The sequence below is a fragment of the Candidatus Babeliales bacterium genome, from assembly GCA_036260945.1.
Taxonomy (GTDB): Bacteria; Babelota; Babeliae; order Babelales; family JACPOV01; genus JACPOV01.
On sequence record DATALT010000002.1, the window covers coordinates 768,549 to 787,951 of the forward strand.

At 40.1% G+C, this 19,403-nt stretch carries 17 protein-coding genes; 13 read left to right on the forward strand and 4 right to left on the reverse strand.

Annotated features, from left to right (window positions below):
* Positions 1–80: 80 nt before the first annotated feature.
* The 11 genes from VHO47_04485 to VHO47_04535 all read left to right on the forward strand — a co-directional run bounded on the left by VHO47_04485 (position 81) and on the right by VHO47_04535 (position 12,540).
* Positions 81–866, forward strand: coding sequence for a prolipoprotein diacylglyceryl transferase family protein (locus VHO47_04485; GenBank protein HEX2978348.1), 786 nt, complete (start codon positions 81–83; stop codon positions 864–866).
* A complete protein-coding gene (gene dnaG, locus VHO47_04490; protein HEX2978349.1) occupies positions 844–2,640 on the forward strand; it encodes a DNA primase in 1,797 nt (598 codons plus the stop codon). Before VHO47_04485 ends, dnaG begins: the two co-directional genes overlap by 23 nt.
* A complete protein-coding gene (gene rpoD / locus VHO47_04495; protein ID HEX2978350.1) occupies positions 2,637–4,886 on the forward strand; it encodes an RNA polymerase sigma factor RpoD in 2,250 nt (749 codons plus the stop codon). The genes dnaG and rpoD overlap by 4 nt, the downstream gene beginning before the upstream one ends.
* 56 nt (positions 4,887–4,942) lie before the next feature.
* Positions 4,943–6,253, forward strand: coding sequence for a hemolysin family protein (locus VHO47_04500; protein HEX2978351.1), 1,311 nt, complete (start codon positions 4,943–4,945; stop codon positions 6,251–6,253).
* Between the two features lie 93 nt (positions 6,254–6,346).
* Complete coding sequence (locus VHO47_04505) at positions 6,347–6,805, forward strand: hypothetical protein (GenBank protein ID HEX2978352.1); 459 nt, start codon at positions 6,347–6,349, stop codon at positions 6,803–6,805.
* Positions 6,790–7,554, forward strand: a complete 765-nt coding sequence (locus tag VHO47_04510; protein HEX2978353.1) for a hypothetical protein — start codon at positions 6,790–6,792, stop codon at positions 7,552–7,554. The genes VHO47_04505 and VHO47_04510 overlap by 16 nt, the downstream gene beginning before the upstream one ends.
* 180 nt (positions 7,555–7,734) lie before the next feature.
* Positions 7,735–9,525, forward strand: a complete 1,791-nt coding sequence (gene typA, locus VHO47_04515) for a translational GTPase TypA (protein ID HEX2978354.1) — start codon at positions 7,735–7,737, stop codon at positions 9,523–9,525.
* A 16-nt stretch (positions 9,526–9,541) separates the two neighbouring features.
* Positions 9,542–10,294: a tRNA pseudouridine(38-40) synthase TruA gene (gene truA, locus VHO47_04520; protein ID HEX2978355.1), complete on the forward strand. Its 753-nt coding sequence runs from the start codon at positions 9,542–9,544 to the stop codon at positions 10,292–10,294.
* Positions 10,287–10,853, forward strand: coding sequence for a GNAT family N-acetyltransferase (locus VHO47_04525; GenBank protein ID HEX2978356.1), 567 nt, complete (start codon positions 10,287–10,289; stop codon positions 10,851–10,853). The genes truA and VHO47_04525 overlap by 8 nt, the downstream gene beginning before the upstream one ends.
* Before the next feature lie 54 nt (positions 10,854–10,907).
* Complete coding sequence (locus VHO47_04530) at positions 10,908–11,792, forward strand: hypothetical protein (protein HEX2978357.1); 885 nt, start codon at positions 10,908–10,910, stop codon at positions 11,790–11,792.
* Positions 11,793–11,811: 19 nt separating this feature from the next.
* Positions 11,812–12,540 (forward strand): HAD-IA family hydrolase, encoded by a 729-nt coding sequence (locus VHO47_04535; GenBank protein ID HEX2978358.1) that lies wholly within the window; start codon positions 11,812–11,814, stop codon positions 12,538–12,540.
* A 31-nt stretch (positions 12,541–12,571) separates the two neighbouring features.
* Here VHO47_04535 and VHO47_04540 read toward each other — a convergent pair whose 3' ends face one another.
* Together VHO47_04540 and gpmI are read right to left on the reverse strand one after the other, a co-directional pair.
* Positions 12,572–13,768 (reverse strand): MFS transporter, encoded by a 1,197-nt coding sequence (locus tag VHO47_04540; GenBank protein ID HEX2978359.1) that lies wholly within the window; start codon positions 13,766–13,768, stop codon positions 12,572–12,574.
* The gene (gene gpmI / locus VHO47_04545; GenBank protein HEX2978360.1) at positions 13,758–15,278 is read right to left on the reverse strand and encodes a 2,3-bisphosphoglycerate-independent phosphoglycerate mutase; all 1,521 of its coding nucleotides are present in this window, start codon (positions 15,276–15,278) and stop codon (positions 13,758–13,760) included. Before gpmI ends, VHO47_04540 begins: the two co-directional genes overlap by 11 nt.
* A gap of 159 nt (positions 15,279–15,437) precedes the next feature.
* On the opposite strand from gpmI, the gene VHO47_04550 reads away from it, so the two are divergent.
* Positions 15,438–16,163 (forward strand): hypothetical protein, encoded by a 726-nt coding sequence (locus VHO47_04550; protein HEX2978361.1) that lies wholly within the window; start codon positions 15,438–15,440, stop codon positions 16,161–16,163.
* Positions 16,141–16,905 carry an RsmE family RNA methyltransferase gene (locus tag VHO47_04555; GenBank protein HEX2978362.1) on the forward strand — a complete coding sequence of 255 codons (765 nt, stop codon included), beginning with the start codon at positions 16,141–16,143 and terminating at the stop codon, positions 16,903–16,905. The genes VHO47_04550 and VHO47_04555 overlap by 23 nt, the downstream gene beginning before the upstream one ends.
* Here the strand turns inward: VHO47_04555 and VHO47_04560 are convergent.
* Both VHO47_04560 and VHO47_04565 read right to left on the reverse strand, forming a co-directional pair.
* A complete protein-coding gene (locus tag VHO47_04560) occupies positions 16,865–18,013 on the reverse strand; it encodes a glycosyltransferase (protein HEX2978363.1) in 1,149 nt (382 codons plus the stop codon). The genes VHO47_04555 and VHO47_04560 overlap by 41 nt on opposite strands.
* A gap of 207 nt (positions 18,014–18,220) precedes the next feature.
* Complete coding sequence (locus VHO47_04565) at positions 18,221–19,225, reverse strand: hypothetical protein (GenBank protein ID HEX2978364.1); 1,005 nt, start codon at positions 19,223–19,225, stop codon at positions 18,221–18,223.
* Between the last annotated feature and the right edge of the window lie 178 nt (positions 19,226–19,403).

A 19,403-nucleotide genomic window follows, 5' to 3' on the forward strand; every position in this document is an offset into this window, starting at 1 on the left:
CCAATCGTTCTCTTCATTATGGCAGCGTTTATGATACACTTGGGTAAAGATACACCAACCGCTTACTATCTAAAAGATCTATGTACCCAACACTCATTCATATTTACGGTCCAATTTCTATTCACTCGTACGGCGCGATGATTGCGCTTGGGTTAATTATTTTTAGCCTTTTAGCACTCAATGATCCCCGCCGCGAAAAAATTTTAACGACCGATCTTTTTATAATGCTGCTGATCCGGGGAATTATTGCTGCAATTGTGGGCGGCAAAATTCTTTTTGCGCTCACTAATTGGCACCTTTTTGAACATCCTTTTGAGTTTATCGAGTTTTGGCACGGAGGTTTTTCAATTTTGGGAAGCATCCTCAGCGTGATTGCGGTGATTCCTTGGTATTTAAAAAAATACTCAATTGATAAGTGGCAGTTACTTGATCTAGCAGCTCTTTATGCACCGCTCTTGCAAAGTATTGCGCGCATAGGATGCTTTTTTGCTGGATGTTGCTTTGGCCTGCCAACCAGATTGTTTGTCGGCATTTCTATTGCCGATGAGTATGGAAACGTATGCATGCGCCATCCATCGCAATTATATAGTTCTGCGCTTCTGTTTTTTATTTTTCTTTTTCTCTATGCCATTTTGCAAAAACGGGTACGTACACCCGGCGTGCTCGCACTTTGGTACGTAGCGCTTGTAACAGCAGAGCGGTTTTTTGTAGATTTCTTTAGAGAAGATCACATTATTGTACCAATGCCCTTTCTTCCTTTTTTTTCAATTAATCAATGGATTGCTCTGATTATGTGTCTAACATCGGTTGGATTACTTCTTGCGGGCATGAAGCGAAAGCACTATGAGCCTTTTCAATTTCATTAAAGGTCATGTTTCGATAATTGATGTGGTCAGTGAATATGCAAGTTTGAAAAAAGCAGGACTTTATTTAAAAGGAAACTGCCCTTTCCATCATGAAAAAACTGCATCATTTACCGTAAGTCCGCATAAAGAAATTTATTATTGCTTTGGATGTCACTCTGGCGGCGATGTGATTTCGTTCATTGCAAAAGCCGAGCAATGCACGCAATTGGAAGCGGCGCAGTATTTAGCGGAGCGCTATAATATTCAAATACCGCAAGAATATTTGAGCTATAATAAAGAAGCTGCGCATCAAAAAACTGACGAAAAAAAACGATATTGGCTTCTATGCAATTTAATTGCACAATGGTGCCACGAACAGCTAAAAAAAAATAAAGATGCACTTGCGTACATCAAACAACGTTCAATAAATGATGAAACAATTGAGCGATTTAAAATTGGTTATTTTCCTCAATCACCACAAGCTATTAAAGATTTAATCGACGTGATCCGCCAGCATCATTTTATGGCGCAAGATCTTCTGACAACAAACGTCGTCTCCGAAAGTAAAGGAATGTATTATTCTCCGCTTGCAGATCGGATAATTTTCCCTATTGCGGACCCGATGGGGCGCCGCTGCGGTTTTGGCGGAAGAATTTTTAGACAGAATGACGAACGACCAAAATATTATAATTGTAAGGAAAGCCCCTATTTTTCAAAAGGCTCCCTTCTTTTTGGATTCGATTTAGCAAAAAAAGAGATTCAAGCTCACAATGGTGTTTATTTAGTTGAAGGGTACATGGACTGCCTCATGATGGCGCAGTACGGTTTTCTTAATACGGTAGCTACGCTTGGAACCGCCTGCACCCCAGAACAACTAAAGCTGCTTTCTCGATACGCTCAACAAGTTTTCGTTCTTTACGATGGTGATGATGCGGGTAAAAAAGCAATGCTGCGCCTAACCCAGCTTTGTTGGCAGGTAAATTTGGAGCTGCGCGTCATTGAATTGCCTAAAAAAGAAGATCCTGATTCGTTCCTGCGCAAGGGCGGGAACTTAGCCCCGTTGGCTGCTGCAGCGCACGATATTTTCATTTTCTTTGTAGATACGGTCGGCTCCGGGTTTATTAACAAAACCCTCCATGAAAAAATGGACACGATTCGCGAGCTTATTCAGATTATAGGAACAGTGGAAGATCCCCTCAAAAAGGACATTCTGCTCCAGAGGGTTGCAAAGACCTGCGACATACCATTTCAAGCATTGGCAAGCGAAGCCCAGCGGCAGGGCAATTTTTCTAGCACCAGCGCCCCAAACGGTCTGCCAGAATCTGATACCCCTCGGCATAGCCCATCCTCGCTGGCAATCGCACTTAAAGAAGTACCTCTCTTGGAAAAAAAATTATTTTCTGTTATAATAAATAACATGAATTTGTTAAAAAACGAAGATGAAGAGTACCTGACCGAATATGCAACGCCACCCGTGCGCGATCTTCTGATAAAACTGCAATTATTAAGAAAAGAAAGCGAACCGGTGGATTTTTCACTTTTTTTTGAACATTTATCTGATCAGGAGAAAGTATTAATGAGTCAGCTGCTTCTTGAGTGTCATGAATACGACGGACCAGAGAATTTTGATTATTTGCTCACACAATTTCAAAAGAAAAACTGGAAATCGTTCGTAACAGATACTAAAATCAAATTAAATCGAGCAAAGCAAGAAAACGACGAACCGGGCGTTCAAAAAATTTTAACTCATTTTCAAGAGCTGAAACAAAAACTTGTCAGCAGGGGCCTTATATGATTAAAAAAGCAGTCAAAAAGACAACATCTTCTAAATCTAAGAAGATCGTACAAGTTAAAAAAAGCTCGGTTGCCGCAAAAGTATTGCGCGCGGCTACAAGTACTATTGCACGAGCGCTCAGCAAACTTGCCCCGGCAAAAAAATCGGCTCCCGCTCCTAAAAAGCCGCAAGCTAAAAAGAAACAAATAGCAAAACCTGCCGTTGCCCCTAAAATTAAAAAAGCTGCTGCACCCGTTACTCAAAAAAAACCTGCGCCAGCTCCAGTTGCAAAACCACAAGAAAAAAAACCTACTGCTCCAGCAGTCAAACCGGTCCTTGCAGCAACTCCTCCCGCGCCAACTAAACCGGTAGCAAAACAACCTGCGAAGCCGACAAAAAAAGCTCCTGCAAAGCCAAGTTCAGCTCCGGAAATTGATCTGAAAGATGAAATATTTTCTACCATCCTTGAAAAAGGGAAGAAAATTGGTGCTCTTACCTATGAAGAACTGATTGAGTTCAGACAGCGCTACCAACTTTCTGATAAAGAGCTTTCAGAACTTATGCGCGTTCTTCCTCAAGAGGGCGTAGAACTTATCATGCAAGAAGAAGTTTCGGACGCTTATATTGAAGATCTTCCAAAAGATGAACTTGTTCCTGCTGCGCTTCCAGGTACCTTTGATGCACAAATAGAAATTGACACCGAAGAAGAAGAATCTGGCCAAGAAGATGAAGACGAAGCAGAAGAAGAGGAAGATAAATTAGTTGTTAAAGAAACAGCCTCTTCAGCACAATTGACCGATGGCGTAAAATGTTATTTACGTGATATTGGTAAAATTCCGTTGCTCAACAAAAAAACAGAGAAAGTAATTGCGGATCAGATTGCGCTTGGCAAAAGTGAAGCGATCGCCTCTATTTCAAAATTTCCGTTTATTCATAAAGAGTTGGTAAATATCGCGGATAAATTACAACGCAATACGCTTCCACTCAAAGATATTATTCAGTTCTCTGAGTTTGACCAAGAAAATCTTCCCAAAATTGAAGAAGAAAAAATGGCACTTCTTTCTATTTTGCTTGAAGTAAAAAACTTAATAGGCAACGAAGAGCAAATCTATCGCAGTTATCGAGCTAAACTTGCCGACCCTGCACAAAAAAAAGAGATGCTTGATAAGGTAAAAGAAAACAAAGAAGAGATCAGCAAAACCATTCAAACGATCAAGATCTCTAATAAGCTCATTCGCAAGCTCGCAAAACGGATTGAAAAAGCGATGCTCAAAATCGAAGAGAAAAAAGCTGAAATAGCGCTCGCTGAAAACGATTTAAAATCGCTTGCTCATCCTGAACATCCTTCTGCTGAACAAATTGCGCAAAGAGAAGAAATTGAGCGCATCATCCGCGGCGGATTTAAAACGATTAAAAAAGTTGAAGGCGAAATGGGTATCAGCCAGGAGCAAATTGAGAAAAATTATAATCAGCTCCAAGCCGGCCTTGATAAAGATAAACGAGCAAAAGATGATCTTGCAAAAGCAAACTTGCGCCTCGTTGTAAACATCGCAAAGAAATATATCAATAAAGGCCTCCCATTCTTAGATTTAATCCAAGAGGGAAACATCGGTTTAATGCGCGCGGTTGAAAAATTCGACTTTGAGCGCGGATTTAAATTTTCTACCTATGCAACTTGGTGGATTCGCCAAGCAATTACTCGTGCAATAGCAGATCAGTCGCGTACAATTCGCGTACCGGTACATATGGTTGAAACGCTTAATAAAATTAATAAAATCAAGCGCGTCTTTATCCAAGAACACGGCCGCGAACCATCTCACGCCGAACTTGCTAAAGAACTCAATATTGATGAAAAGAAAATTAAAAACATTATCAAAATCTCTAAGGAACCTATCTCTCTTGAAACACCCGTTGGTGATAGTGAAGATGCGTTCATTAAAGACTTTATTGAAAACGAAAACGATTTCTCTCCTGCAGATACGGTCGCAAGTAATGATTTAAAAGAGCGTGTGCGCGAAGTTCTCAAAACACTTACACCACGTGAAGAAAAAGTCATTAAAATGCGTTTTGGTATCGATGTAGCTTCTGAGCATACGCTCGAAGAAGTAGGTAAGGATTTTTCCGTTACTCGTGAACGTATTCGCCAAATCGAGGTCAAGGCATTGCGCAAACTCCGCCATCCATCTCGTAGCAAAAAGCTCCAAACATTTTTCGATAAAGAGTTTGAGAATTTGGATAAAGATTTTGATAATATGCCCAATGACTAGAAAACAACATATTTAGTAATGAAAACAATTGTATTAATTTAAGGACCTTTTGATTTATGGAACCTCCTTCGCTCTTTGATCATCTAATGTATACCGAAATAATCGGTTTTATTATTGCGCTCATTTTTTGTGCAATATTTTCTTTCCTTGAAACGAGTATTACGGCACTGCGTCTTTTTAAGCTTAAAGAACTTGCAAGCAGTACTTCATCTCGCTACAGAACACTCATGGCAACACTCGAAGAGAATCCACATCAGGTTCTTATTACCATATTAATTGCAAATAATATCGCAAACGTCACTGCCGCCGCATTAATTACAAACGTTATGGAGCGGATTTTTGCGCACCTTAATCTTTCTGGTAGCCTTGGCTTTTCGCTTGGAATTGGTATTGCTACGATCGCCATTTTAATTTTTGGGGAAGTTATTCCTAAAAACATGGCCAAAGTTCATGGTGCAGCATTGCTCCCATCCACCATGTGGTTCACTAACTTTATTTTCTATCTTTTCTATCCGCTGGTAACTTTTCTCCTTAAATTTTCATCGAGCATCATTGCTTTCTTTGGTGGATCTTCGGAGCCGAGTGAATCGGTTACTTCTGAACATGAAGTACGCTTTTTGATCGATTATATTAATGAAAAAGGATTGATGGAGCGTGAAAAAACTGAAATGCTTCAAAGTATTTTTAAGCTTGGCAGTAAATCGGTACGCGAAATTATGGTTCCTGCAAGCGATATCGTAATGATCAACGCAGATACTCCACTCAAAAAAGCGGTAGAAACGTTTTCAAAATATCAGTTCTCTCGCTTTCCTATTTATGATGGGACAGCAGATAATATTATTGGCATGATTCACCAAAAAGATGTTTTTGTGGTAATGTCCAAAGGTGAAGAAAAATCACTAACCGAGCTTGTTCGCCCAATTCTTTTTGTTCCTGATACGATGCGCATTAATCAATTGCTGCGCGAATTTAGAGAGCAACGCAAACATATTGCAATCGTTCTTAATGAGCACGGCATTATTACCGGCTTGGTGACGCTTGAAGACGTGCTTGAAGAAATCGTCGGCGATATTAGCGATGAATACGAACCAATTACAGAAAAAATTATTCCGCACGAAAAAGGCGGCTGGATTGTTGATGGCGCAGTCGATCTTGAATCGCTCGCAAAAGTTTTGCATATCACTTTTGAATATGAAGAAGATGTCGTTACACTCGGCGGGTTTTTAACTTACCAATTACAGCATTTACCTAAAAAAGGTGAATCGATTGTTTATAAATCGTATACTTTCCAAGTTCAGAAAGCGAGCCCTCGACGAGTTTCTCAAGTTCTGGTAACGCACGAAAAAACGAACGCCCCAAAAAAATAATTTGCTGGTGTATATTTAAAAAAGTTGACTGTTTTGCGATCATTTTTTTAGTCTTTCTGCAGCATAAAATAGTTTTGGCTCAGGAGCTGGAGAATGAAGATACATTACGTTGTATTGATCGCTTGCTGCTTTTTCTCTTCAAAAAATTATACCGCCTCGCGCGCTTCTCATTCACTCAGTGAACGGCCAGTGATGTATTTTCCCGTTCCACTTTATAATGAAAATGAACAGCGCGAAATTATCGAACACATCGATGATCAAATGGTGCAAAAACCAAAGCCCAATTGGCTTCGGCACTTACTGTGCATTATAGCAAATATTGGAAGAGCGATTCTTGAACGAGAAAATAAAGATCAAATGCATCTTCATGTGGGCAATATTTTTAATAATGTCGCTTCGCTTGCCCATGAATTTTCCACACGATCACTATCGGCTCACGATAGAAAAAAAGCAATAGAACAATTAATTGAGCAAATCGAGGATCTTGCACAAACGCTCCCCGAGCCGGTTGTTGTTTGCGGCAAAAAAAATATCGTATGCATCCAACGTTAGTAAGTATTCAGTACACGCTCAACGATATGTGGCACCATAGAATTACTTCATTTGCATCTGCCGTATGCACATCACTATATTTGATAGGTTATTTTTTAACAACGCTTATTGTGAGCGGGCATACGAAAGTGCTTATAGATTTTTGCTGCGGCGCTTATCATCTTTTTTCAATCTTGTTTGTTCTTATTTTTGTATTGAATTATTTGCACCGGCTAGAGCACACTCATTTTTATCATTGGTTTTTAACGAGTGGATGCTCGCGGGCTGAATTCATCATTGGTGCTTTTGGCGCATTATGTATGCTGATGATTGCCACTGCGTTTCTATTTTTTTTGGCATCAATTCTTTTTTTACATCATCAAACGAATGTTTGGTTTTTTTACTTATGGCCCGTATTTTGTGCACACGCTCTTGAAGGAGTATTTCTTATTTCTTTTGCATATTTTTGGAGCACACTTCTTTCACTTTATTGGTGCTATGCAGCACTTCTGGGATCATATCTGATTTGCCTTCTTAATCATTCTTGGATCGTGATAATCGAACAAAAAACAACTGGGATTGCGCGCGCTGCTTGCTTTGCATTTTATTATTTAATGCCAGATTTGGATCTTCTTAACATTCAATCGAACGTGATGTATGAGCTACCAATAAATTATTCACAATTATTTTTTGCTACAACCTACATTCTCTGCTATTGTGCTCTGTTGCTAATAGGAACGGTCACAGTCTTTCAAAAAAAGAATCTATGATCAAAATACTTGCGCAATCCCACTATTTCAAACTTCAGAATTAAAAACTATCTAAAAATTGCCACTTTACGGGTTGGCCGAAAAACGCCCGCTAGACAATTTCTTAAGATCAATTTACAATTATAAATAGAATCAAAAAACTCATTTTTTACCCTTTTTTTACATAAGAACACAACGATTATGTCAGCTTCAAAAATTCGTAATATTGCAATTATTGCTCACGTTGACCATGGTAAAACTACCCTGGTTGATAAACTCTTGCGCCAATCGGGCACTTTGACCGACATGCAAACGGACCGCGTTATGGACTCAAACGCCATTGAAAAAGAACGTGGTATTACCATTTTGGCAAAACAAACCGGTATCTATTATAACGATTACAATATCAATATCGTTGATACCCCAGGACATACCGACTTTGGTGGTGAGGTTGAGCGTACATTGCAAATGGTTGAAGGCTTTTTACTTCTCGTAGATGCAGCTGAGGGTGTTCTTCCAGGAACCCGTTTCGTTTTGCGTAAAGCGCTTGAACTGAACCTGAAGCCGATCGTTCTTATCAATAAAATTGACCGTCCCGATGCAAATATTGATCACACCGAAAATGCGGTGCACGATCTGTTTCTCGATTTAGCCACCGATTCTTCCCAACTTGATTTTCCATTGCTTTATGGTTCATCTAAGCTCGGTTTTGCTGGTTACGACAAATCGGCTCGCTCAGGCGATATGAACCCTCTTTTTGATGCAATTATCAAAAACGTTCCGGCTCCAAAACCGTATGCCGATTACTTGCAAATGCTTGTTACCAGCTTAGATTATTCAGACTTCCTGGGAATTGTTGCTATCGGGCGGGTTTTCAGTGGTTCGATGAAAGTTGGCCAAGATATTGTTTGCTGCAAAGATACTACGATCAGCAAGCCAACAAGAATTACAAAAATTTATACATTCCATGGTCTTCAAAGAAAAGAAACACCGGAAGTAAGCTACGGCCAAATCGTGGCAGTAACTGGATTTAACGAACCCGTAACTATTGGTATGACTCTTTGCCAGCTTGATCAGCCGCACCCATACCCATACGTTTCTATCGATGAACCGACCTTATCTGTCTTCGTTTCGGTAAACGATTCCCCATTTAGCGGCAGAGATGGAAAACTTCTAACCTCTCGCCAAATCAAAGATCGCCTTGAAAAAGAGCTAAAAATTAACGTCGCATTGCGCGTTGAGCCAACAGATTCGCCCGAAACCTTTAAAGTTTCAGGACGCGGCCAACTGCACTTGGGCATTTTATTTGAAAATATGCGCCGCGAAGGCTTCGAATTCCAACTTTCTGCGCCTGAAGTTATCTATAAAACGATCGATGGCGAAAAATGCGAACCGATCGAATACGTTGTTATCGATATTGATCCTGAATACCAGGGGATCATTATGGAACGCTTGGGCAAAAAGAAAGCTGAGCTTAAAAATCTTATTCAGCAGCACAACGGCCGCTTGCGTATGGAGTTTGAAATTCCAGCACGCGGGCTTCTTGGATTCCGTTCGCAGTTCTTAACCGATACGCGCGGAACCGGCTTATTCACAACTCAATTCCATGGCTATCAACCGTACAAGGGTGATATCCCTGGCCGCACTAAAGGTGCAATGGTTTCGATGGATAACGGCGTTGCAACTGCGTATGCACTCGATAACTTACAAGATCGGGGCACGCTTTTTGTCAGCCCTACTGACGAAATTTATGAAGGCATGATCGTTGGTGAAAACAGCCGCGATAATGATATGGATGTCAATCCATGTAAAGCGAAAAAGTTAACAAACATGCGCGCATCAGGATCTGATGATCTTATTAAGATTACTCCAGCGCGCTTCATGGAGCTTGAACGCTGCATGGAATGGATTCAACCTGATGAATTGATCGAAGTAACACCGCATCATATTAGATTGCGCAAAAAAGCATTACGCGCTTCAATGCGAAAATAACGTTTATCATTTTTTCATGGCACGCTACAAATTTATTTTAGCATATGATGGCACTGCGTATTCAGGTTGGCAACAGCAGCCTAATAACTCTGCCGTTAGTAATGTGCTTGAAAAAAAATTTAAAGAAGTTTTTTTTCGGCCAATTTCTGTCATCGGCGCATCGCGCACTGATGCTGGAGTGCATGCACTTGGGCAAGTTGTTATTTTTGATTCTGAACTTTCAATAGAACCTTATGCGCTTGAACGGGCTTGGAATAACAAGTTGCCCAACGATTTGCTTATTCGTTCAATCGAATATGCGCCAACATCATTCCACCCTCAGGCAAACGTTAAACAAAAAGAATATTGGTATCATTTTTTTCTGCATCGTCCACTGCCATTTGCTGCGCGCTATGGATTTTGGATGCGGCATGAAATCGATCTAAAAAAGTTAAACGATGCTTTGCAAATTTTTGTAGGGACGCATGATTTCCGTTCATTTTGCAGCGGTGAACAACCAACAACCATACGCACAGTAGATGAGATTTCGGTCGACTATATAAAAAGATTCGGTGTTTATCGGATTAAAGTTCGTGGCCCTAAATTTTTGCGGTATATGATTCGTAGAATGGTTGGCGCAGCACTTGAAGTTTCATCGCGACCTGAGTTATCAATAAGATATATCGAAGAAATATTGAATGCGAAAAACCCTGAGCATACGCTTCCAAATGCGCCGGCTCATGGATTAATGCTCGCTCACATTGAATATAATGAAGGATCTCATGAGTAAATTCACTCGTAGTCGCCTGCTCGCTTTTGCTCTAGCAATTTCAGTTATGGTTGGCGGCGGCATAATTGCAGTTCATCACTATGTTGCAAAATCAAAAATTGAAATTTTAGATTTTGATGAAAATAGAGATAAATCGTTCATTCTAGATATTTTCAAGAACGATTGGTACTGGCTGGTAAGTGAATATTCAACCGATTTTTCTCCCGAATATATGATGCATTATCGCGCATCATCAAAAAGCGCAGAGAATATTGGTGATCTTACGATAAAAGTAATTTATGAAAACGGAAAACCTGTTGGATTTACTGCATACCATAAATTATCGCTCTATATTGGACGTATTATCTTCGTAGCTGTAGATAAAAATTTCCGTTCCAAAGGATATGGATATAAATTGCTACAATTGGCGGTTGATGATCTAAAATCACGCGGCGCACAAAAAATTCGCCTCGTAACACGTACGAACAATGCACCTGGAATCAAGCTTTACACACGTTTCGGGTTTAAAGAAACAAGTCGGGATGAAGATGGATTTGTTTATTTCCAATATGAGGTATAAACTATCGGCGTAAATCACAAAAAAATGGTAGCGGTAATGAAAAGCATTCATAAGATGAAAAAAAATATTTTTTTTTGTTTTCTCAGTTCTTATTTTTTATGGGCAACAGTAAGTGCTCTTCAAGCAAATGACCAAATTAAGCAAGGAAATCTTGCACTTCCAACTTCGCAGCGCCCAGGTCCACTCTATGGATTTGGCCAAAATGTTTTTCAGCGTGGTGATTTGCTCGGATTAATGTTCATTCCGTTCATTGGAAAGAAACATGAACAATTCACCGAAATTAATTCAGGAATTCTTTACGGAATTAATAATAGTTCATCAATTTTTGTGCTAATTGAATCTTCACCTCAATATAAAGTCAATAATAATCGCGCATCGGGTATTGAAGATATGTTCATTCAATATGAATATGCCCCCTATTTTAAACGAAACTATAGATCAAGCGATTATTTTACTGTCGTTGCAACTCTCTTTATGCCCACCGGCCCTGTGTTAAAACTACCTCGCGCATTTGGCTCGCCGTCATTCTTTTTTGGCGCGACAGTGGGAACAGTCCGCGAGCAATGGTACATCTACACTTCTCACGGTGCACTTATAACAACAAGTCACAAAGGCACAAAAATTGGGAACGAGATTGTATATCAGTTTGGATTGGGAAAAAATATTGCATATAGATCTGATAAATGGATTCTAAATTGGTTGGTCGAATTTTTTGGGCTTTATTCATTCAAAGATAAAATTCACCGTATGATAGATCCAAATACTGGCGGAAACGTAATTTCAATTATTCCCTCGCTCTGGTTTTCTAACCAGCGCTTCATTTTACAAGTCGGCTGCGGGTTCGTGCCAGCTCAGAATCAAAACGGAATACAAAATAAATTCACCTATTTTGGAGCGGTCAATCTTGTGTGGAAATTTGCAGGGCCAGCTTTACATTAAATAGGGAGCTTGTACGGTTATGTACTCGATTAAAAAAATGATTCTTTCTACAGTCGTTATTCTGAGCACAATTGGTTGTATTTTTTATTTTAATCATAAGCAAACAGGCCCAAAATTTGCCGAGGGAACAAAAATGCTTATTTTTGATTTCGATGGAACCATCGCAGATTCTCTCCCAGCTCTCTTTCAAGCTCTTAATAATAATGCTTCTTACTATGGTTACAAAAAAATAGACAATCTTAATTCTTTAATCGGCAAAGATAGTGCAGAATTGCTTCAAGCTTTTGAGATTTCCTTTATTAAATTACCGCTTGTTGTTAACGCAATTCGTAAAGAAATAAGCACCCAAATGACATCTATTAAACCGTTTGATAACCTCCTTTCAATTTTTTCGCAATTACATTCTCAAGGAATAAAACTAGGGATTGTAACCACAAATTCAACAGAAAATGTTAAACAATTTCTTGCGCACCACAATCTTGATTATTTTGATTTAATTCATGGCGGCAATAGCTTGTTCGGCAAAGGAAAAATTCTCCATCAACTATTAAAAGATCATAATCTGAAAGCGTCTGATATTATTTACATCGGGGATGAAACCCGCGATATAGATGCGGCAAAAGAAAATAGCATTAGATGTGCCGCTGTCACCTGGGGATTATGCACCGCAGAAAAACTCACAATTAAAAAACCAGATTTTATGATAAGTGAAAAATCTGAATTATTAGCTCTGGCGCAACTAATTTAGAACTATGCAATTAATAATTTATAAGTAGTTGCTATTTTTTTGCCAATAACAGAATCATCGCACAAAAACTTAAGCACGCAGCATACGTAAAACCAATTGCTGGCGAAAATAAATTCCAAAGACCCCCAACAAGTGCACTTGAAATAAAATCGCCAACGCCATCTATCGCTTGCAGAATACCGAAACCAGTTCCGCGCACATCTTCTGGAAGTAGGGTTGCTGCATGCGCCTTTTTAAGTGCTTTAACCGTTCCTGAGCTCAATCCCGCAATTCCAAAAAGAAGAAACCATAGTGATACCTGCGTCGGCTCAAAAATAAGGCACATGCTTGTTAGGCCGAATGCGCCGAACCCAAAAATAGCCAATAACTTTTTTCGATTCACAAAATCGCTTAATGACCCAATACTGAACTCGCATAATGATCGAATAATGTTAAAAAAAACATAGAATAGAATTACCCAACCACTTGCAATAATTGATGAACTTTTCATCACCATATACTGCTTTTGAACGCGATAAATTAAAAGCGTTTGGTTAAAATTACCAAGACCAAAAAGAAGCACAACCCAAAGGAAATATTTAAAATCTGGCGGCAGTTGATCTATTTCTTTCAGCCACGGTTGAGGAGATTTACGCATTCGCTCGTTCTCTTTTATTTCGCGTGTAAAAACGAGGAGCGCAAATAATGAAAAAATACCTGGAATAATTGCAATAAAAAAAATCGTTCTGAATGAAACTTTGTTCACGATAAAATATGTCAGTAGTGGCCCTACAATCGCCCCAGCGCTATCGAGGGCCCTATTAAAACCAAACGCTCGCCCATAATATTTCGATGTGACGATTTTTGAAAGCCATGTATCTCGAATTGGCTCACGCATAGCCTTAAAGAGCCACGCAATCGTTTTATAAAATAGAACATTCCACACGGACGATGCTGTTCCGATCAAACCTACAAAAATAGGCATGATGCCGTAACCAGCAATCAGATAGGGTTTGTAATGAGCAACTGTATCTGCAAGGCGCCCAGATAACACTCTTGTAATCGATGCCAAGCCGTTTGACAACCCTTCTATAATTCCTAACGCGAACGCTCCATAACCGGGACCAACGAGTTGCTCAATAAACAACGGCAAAATGGGGGTCGTCATTTCGAAACAAAAATCACTAAAAAAGCTTGTTAATCCAAATCCAACAATAGTTCTATTCAACCAAGAGTGCTTAATCTTCAATCTTTTTCCTCTCCATCTCTTTTGGTAATCGAATGTGCATTTGATTAAGTATCCATGGCGCAATGTCTGCTAATTCTTTAAGGCAAGAAACATCTATTTTTTCTTTTTCAGCGTTCATTGCAATAAAGTAAACAGGATTTGTTGTATGCGATGTTTGTTCATGGCCTGTTTCGGGATCGATCATTTGCTCTGCATTCCCGTGGTCGCCAGTGATGCAAAGAATTCCATGAGCCTTTTTCACACCTTCCCATAGTTTTTTTAATTGATCATCGAGGCACTCGATCGCTTTAACCGTCGCGTTAAAATCTCCTGAATGACCCACCATATCAGCATTTGCATAATTTATTAAAAAAAAGTCGTACTTGTTTTCTTGCAATACTTCCAAAGCTCTTTTTGTAATTTCGGGTGCGGACATACACGGAGCGTCAGCGTAACTGCGATAACCCAGCGATGGGATGAGCACGCGCATTTCGTTGGTTAATTTTTCTTCTTTGAGCCCATTAAAAAAATAGGTAATGTGCGCATATTTTTCAGTTTCTGCTAATGCACACGTCTTTTTTCCGCTCGCGCTCAATACTTCTTTTAAGGTGTTTTTTACTTCGAGCTGCTCAAACAAAAATGGCGTATCATTATGTTTATCATACTGCGTCATCGTTATAAAAAATGAAAGTGATACGCGTGATCGAGAAAAATGAGAAAACGATTGAGCAACAAAAGGTTCTGTTAATTGGCGCGCGCGATCTGGCCTAAAATTGAAAAAAATAAGACCATCATCCGGTTCAATAGTACGCATCGCTTTGAGTTGCGTGGGCGGTACAAATTCATCAGAAATATTTTCTGCGTAATAATATTCAAGAGCCGCGCGCCATGATTCAAATTGAATCTCTTGAGGCTCCGTTAATATTTTATAACTTTGCTCGGTTCTATCCCAATGCTGATCTCTATCCATCGCATAAAATCTGCCATGCAGAGAACCTATCGTTCCAATGCCATTTTTTTTGCACCATATCTCTAATTCATTTAAAAAATATTCAGCAGATCGTTGGGGAACATCGCGGCCATCAAGAATTGCATGAATAACTACTCGCTCAATATTATTTTCTTTTGCTGCTTTTAGAAGCGCATAAAGATGCTTAATATCGCTATGAACTCTGCCATTTGAAACTAATCCAATTATATGGAGCTTATTTTTTTTATTGATTTTTCTGAGTGCCTTAACGAGCATTTTATTTGAAAAAAACTTACCGTTCTTGATTGCAGTATCGATCCGCACCGCATCGCTTTCAATACGTCTACCGGCTCCGATCGTAAGATGCCCAACTTCCGAGTTACCAATCCGACCTTTGGCCAAACCAACCGCGTTTCCCGATGCGGCAAGCAATGTATGCGGATACTTTTCGAGAGCCATTTGAAAAAAAGGTTTTTCTGCATGCGCTATCGCATTTCCGTTTGTTTGTTCACTGCGCCCAAATCCATCCAGTATCACTAAAACTAAGGTTTTTTTTTCCATATCAAGCTCTCGTTTCTTTTTTTTATATATGGTACACTCCGCTCAACCGATAGCGTACTTTCCGATTAAATCTAATGCCAATAGTCGGAAGTTTGGAAGCTATTAATTCTTTTTTTATTCAAGCCAATTTTGAAATAATAAACTGTGGAAGGATATACGATGATGCACCTCTTGTTTATTGCTTTATCTTTTTTTACCGCATGCGCTGCAAACGATGTGATGGAGTTCGATGAACTGGATCGCGATAACATTTGTATTATTCGCCTTAAAGATCGTGCAACGCAAGAACCATGCATCTGCGTACTTGAGCCTAATGCATTAAACACAGAAAGCGTTAACATTGCGCGTGAGCAATGCTCAACAAGTTGTGCATTGTGGGATTTCTATGCTCGTTCACCTCGGGAAAATACATGCAATCGCCTAACGCACCGATCCGATAATGAATCCAATCAGATCATTCTTTCTATAGAATTTTCCAAAAATACAGCGAATATAGCGGTTTCTCTTGATAATTCTTTGGAATTTGAAGACGCGATCATTGTATCGTTGGAAACTATCGCTTCTTTAATTGATGATGCAGTGACTCTTGCTATGCAAAGCCAATCAACAAATGCCGCTCAAGACCCTGAAGATCCAGAGCCAACCGAAACCGGCACGGGCACTGGACAAATCCAAGCCCCATACTCAGAATTTGAAGCGTATCCGGATGAAATTCCGGCAGTTATTAAACGCAGCGGAGCTACCTATACCGATTATGCTCGGCAAGCATACGCGCTCGCACTTTACCATTATTATTTATTAGCTGATTTTCTGGATAGCTCTCTCAACAATGTAAAAGCTTATTTTTCGCCAAATCGTTCATATGAAAAAAATTACAACCGATAAACATTTTTTTGCTCTTTATTATCCCCATGCACAGCGGCATGCAAAATCTTCATTCATCATTACCGATGAATTGATGATTCATCGAGTTGTTCGCGTTCTTCGCTTTGAAAAGAATGATGAATTTATCTTATTTGATAAAGAACTTCGTAGCATCGTTATACTTACCGCTGTAGATAAACATTCCATTACCGTACAAGTTTTAGATACTCAAGAAAACATTCAACTCACCCCAACGATTACGGTGCTTATTCCCGTCTTAAAGCGAGAAGCGCTCGAAGAAGCGATATACAATGCTGTGGAATGTGGAGCAAATGAAATCCAATTAATGATAACCGAAAAAACGCAGCGGGCATGGGGCGGTGCAAAAGAACAAGAGCGATTAGAAAAAATTATTATCGCTGCATCTGAGCAAGCAAAACATTTTACGCTTGCTGGTCTCAAAGCGCCAAAAGCGTTCAATGAACTTTTGCAAAGCACAAAAAAAGAACCGTTTATTTTTTTTGACGCCCAAGGAGAGCACCTTTCTCAAACGATAAAAACATTGCATGGGCAAAAGCACACCCATTTGCGTTTAATGTTTGGGCCTGAGGCAGATCTTTCTTTAGCTGAAAAAGAAACACTCAAAAAACATAACGCTTTTTGTACTAAACTCACATCTACCATTTTGCGTGCACCCCAAGCGGTTGCCGTTGGAGTTGGCGCTATTCGTTCCCTTTTAACACATGATGATAGTGCTCAATAAGCTGAGCAATGCATTTTTCTGCACGATAATTTTGTGCAGTTTGAACTGCTCCTTGCGATAGTTTTTGATGCAAATGGTTATCGGACGCTAAGGTTTCTAGTTTTGTTTTCATTTCATCGATATTTGCAACTAAAAATCCATTAACCATCGATTGTACAATATCGCGCGAGCCGGGAGCATCAACCGCAATAACCGGCAACCCATTTGCCATCGCTTCTGCTAGCACGAGGCCCTGCGTTTCTGTTTTTGATGCAAATATAAACGCATCTGCTGAGCGATATTCATGCGAAAGAATTTCTTGCGCCGGCTTTTCTATAAATCGCACTTCATTTGGACTAAATTTACAAAATCCGTATGCATATTTTTGCAATTCATTATACAAAGATCCGTAGCCTATCAAGGTTAATTCAAATTTATTGATATCAAGCAATCGCATTGTATCGAGCAAGAAAAATAAATTTTTTTCAGTAACAAATCGAGAAACTGTGAGCATTCGAAACCTTTTATTGTTTTTTACATGCTCGCTTGAAAAGAAATGATCCCTTATTGGAGTCGGAATAACGGTGATCGATTTTCTAATGCCGACATCTTCCAATTGTTTTTTTATAGACGAACTGGGCGCAATAAGAAGATCGGTACGCGCACAAAAACGCTGCACTAAATAGGTGATAGTTTTTGTCGTTACCGGTTGCGGTAGAAGTGGTACGTAATGCGCATACTCTTCGTATTGCGTGTGATAAGTAAATATAAGCGGTATCTTATTTTTATAAGCTAATTGTTGCGCAACATCCCCCAAGAGAAACGGATGATGCACGTGGATTATATCGGGGCGAAATTCTGCTATCAGCTTTTTCATAAAGGCGTTAATTCTCCAGGGAACCGCCATATGATTGCCTTTGTGTAAGAAAGTGATCGCCGATGGAATTCTGATCACATACGATTCATCTTTGCATGGAACACCAAAATCGAGCGTTATGAGCCGAACTTCATGGCCTCGCCCCATCAATTCTTCAATTAATATTGTAAGCGCACTCACAACACCGCCGCTATACGGCTTAAAATTATTTGAAACAAAAAGAATTTTTAATTGTCTCTGATCTTCGAGCATGCATTATTCCAGTACGGTTATGTACGAATATAATTTCAGTGTATCTAGAATACGCTCTACCGCCAATTAGAAAAAATTAATAACAAATCAAATCTCTCTTTTAAATACTGGGGTCCCTGGAAAAACTTGATCAAGTTTTTCTGGGGTAAAAAGAAGGGCGAGTGGAGTGTCCCGCCTCGCCCTTATGATGGAGTAGAGTGTGTTCTTTTAATATGCTCTACCGCTTGTTGTTGCTACGGGTTGCTTGATCGTCATTGCTGGATTATCTCTTTGTGCCGGCTGCGATACATTCATCATGCCACTCTGATCTATTTGGCTTGATATATCAGCAGGCATATTTTTTTGTAAACCTGATAAGTGCAATTGTACTTTTGAAATTCGGTCATCAAGCTTATCTATTTGGCCTTTGAGTTTTTGCGCTTGCGCACTGTTTTTATCTGCAATTGCATCATATTGAGTATGTAAAGCATCCATATGCTGACCATAATCATCACGAAGTTTTTTCAATTGTGTTTGAACGTCATCCCATTTTTTATCTTGTGCAAGCTGATCCAACGCCATTGGATCCATTCCTGGCTCTATTTCTTCATCAACTAAATCGTATCCCCAATATGGATAGTAATCGTTGTACACAACACTAACCGCTTGTTGAGGAATTGCGTAATCATACCAAAGTGCTAATGCGCCTAAACCGAGAAGTCCTGCGCCCCATCCCCATGCCCATGGAGAAAGGCCCCAACCCCAGCCCCAGCCGCCCCACCAGCCGTTGCCCCAACCGTGGTTACGCCAGCCATGATTTCCATGATGCGCAAATGAACGATTTCCTCGTGCGCCACGACCAGCACCCCTGCCTCTACCCATTCCACGCGCGCCACGCCCTGCACCTCTACCTGCAGCTCCTCTGCCCATTCCGCGAGCCCCCCCGCGACCCATACCTCGAGCGCCAGTTCGCGATATTCCGCGTCCGCCACCGGTTCGCGCCATCCCGCGGCCTCCACCAGTGCGAGCCATACCTCGTCCGCCACCGCGCCCCATACCGCCACGGCTCATTGATCTACCACCGCCACCGCGACTCATGCCTCTACCACCGCCGCCACGTCCACCGCCTCCGCGGCCACCACCACCGTGGCCACCACCACCGCGAGCATCAAGCATATCAACAGCCATTACGCTGATGATTGCTACGAGCACTATCGCCAAAAATTTCTTCATCCTACTCTCCTTTTTTTGCGCACTTCGCGCATGTATACTTATGATTATTTTACTATTTGCAATTAAAACAACGCAATTAATTTTATCATTTGTGCTTATTAACCTTATTTTTCCGCATTTTTTAAGGTATGCGTGAAAAATTTATCTGTAAAAGAGAAACAGGAAAAACAAAAATTCT

What these genes read in the sequence shown, in the direction of transcription:
- VHO47_04550 (HEX2978361.1), top strand. Translation starts at nt 15,438, where the DNA reads ATGATGCACCTCTTGTTTATTGCTTTATCTTTTTTTACCGCATGCGCT.
- VHO47_04530 (HEX2978357.1), top strand. Translation starts at nt 10,908, where the DNA reads ATGAAAAAAAATATTTTTTTTTGTTTTCTCAGTTCTTATTTTTTATGG.
- VHO47_04505 (HEX2978352.1), top strand. Translation starts at nt 6,347, where the DNA reads ATGAAGATACATTACGTTGTATTGATCGCTTGCTGCTTTTTCTCTTCA.
- typA (HEX2978354.1), top strand. Translation starts at nt 7,735, where the DNA reads ATGTCAGCTTCAAAAATTCGTAATATTGCAATTATTGCTCACGTTGAC.
- VHO47_04535 (HEX2978358.1), top strand. Translation starts at nt 11,812, where the DNA reads ATGTACTCGATTAAAAAAATGATTCTTTCTACAGTCGTTATTCTGAGC.
- truA (HEX2978355.1), top strand. Translation starts at nt 9,542, where the DNA reads ATGGCACGCTACAAATTTATTTTAGCATATGATGGCACTGCGTATTCA.
- VHO47_04555 (HEX2978362.1), top strand. Translation starts at nt 16,141, where the DNA reads ATGAAAAAAATTACAACCGATAAACATTTTTTTGCTCTTTATTATCCC.
- VHO47_04560 (HEX2978363.1), bottom strand. Translation starts at nt 18,013, where the DNA reads ATGCTCGAAGATCAGAGACAATTAAAAATTCTTTTTGTTTCAAATAAT.
- dnaG (HEX2978349.1), top strand. Translation starts at nt 844, where the DNA reads ATGAGCCTTTTCAATTTCATTAAAGGTCATGTTTCGATAATTGATGTG.
- VHO47_04485 (HEX2978348.1), top strand. Translation starts at nt 81, where the DNA reads ATGTACCCAACACTCATTCATATTTACGGTCCAATTTCTATTCACTCG.
- VHO47_04500 (HEX2978351.1), top strand. Translation starts at nt 4,943, where the DNA reads ATGGAACCTCCTTCGCTCTTTGATCATCTAATGTATACCGAAATAATC.
- VHO47_04525 (HEX2978356.1), top strand. Translation starts at nt 10,287, where the DNA reads ATGAGTAAATTCACTCGTAGTCGCCTGCTCGCTTTTGCTCTAGCAATT.
- VHO47_04510 (HEX2978353.1), top strand. Translation starts at nt 6,790, where the DNA reads ATGCATCCAACGTTAGTAAGTATTCAGTACACGCTCAACGATATGTGG.
- gpmI (HEX2978360.1), bottom strand. Translation starts at nt 15,278, where the DNA reads ATGGAAAAAAAAACCTTAGTTTTAGTGATACTGGATGGATTTGGGCGC.
- rpoD (HEX2978350.1), top strand. Translation starts at nt 2,637, where the DNA reads ATGATTAAAAAAGCAGTCAAAAAGACAACATCTTCTAAATCTAAGAAG.
- VHO47_04565 (HEX2978364.1), bottom strand. Translation starts at nt 19,225, where the DNA reads ATGAAGAAATTTTTGGCGATAGTGCTCGTAGCAATCATCAGCGTAATG.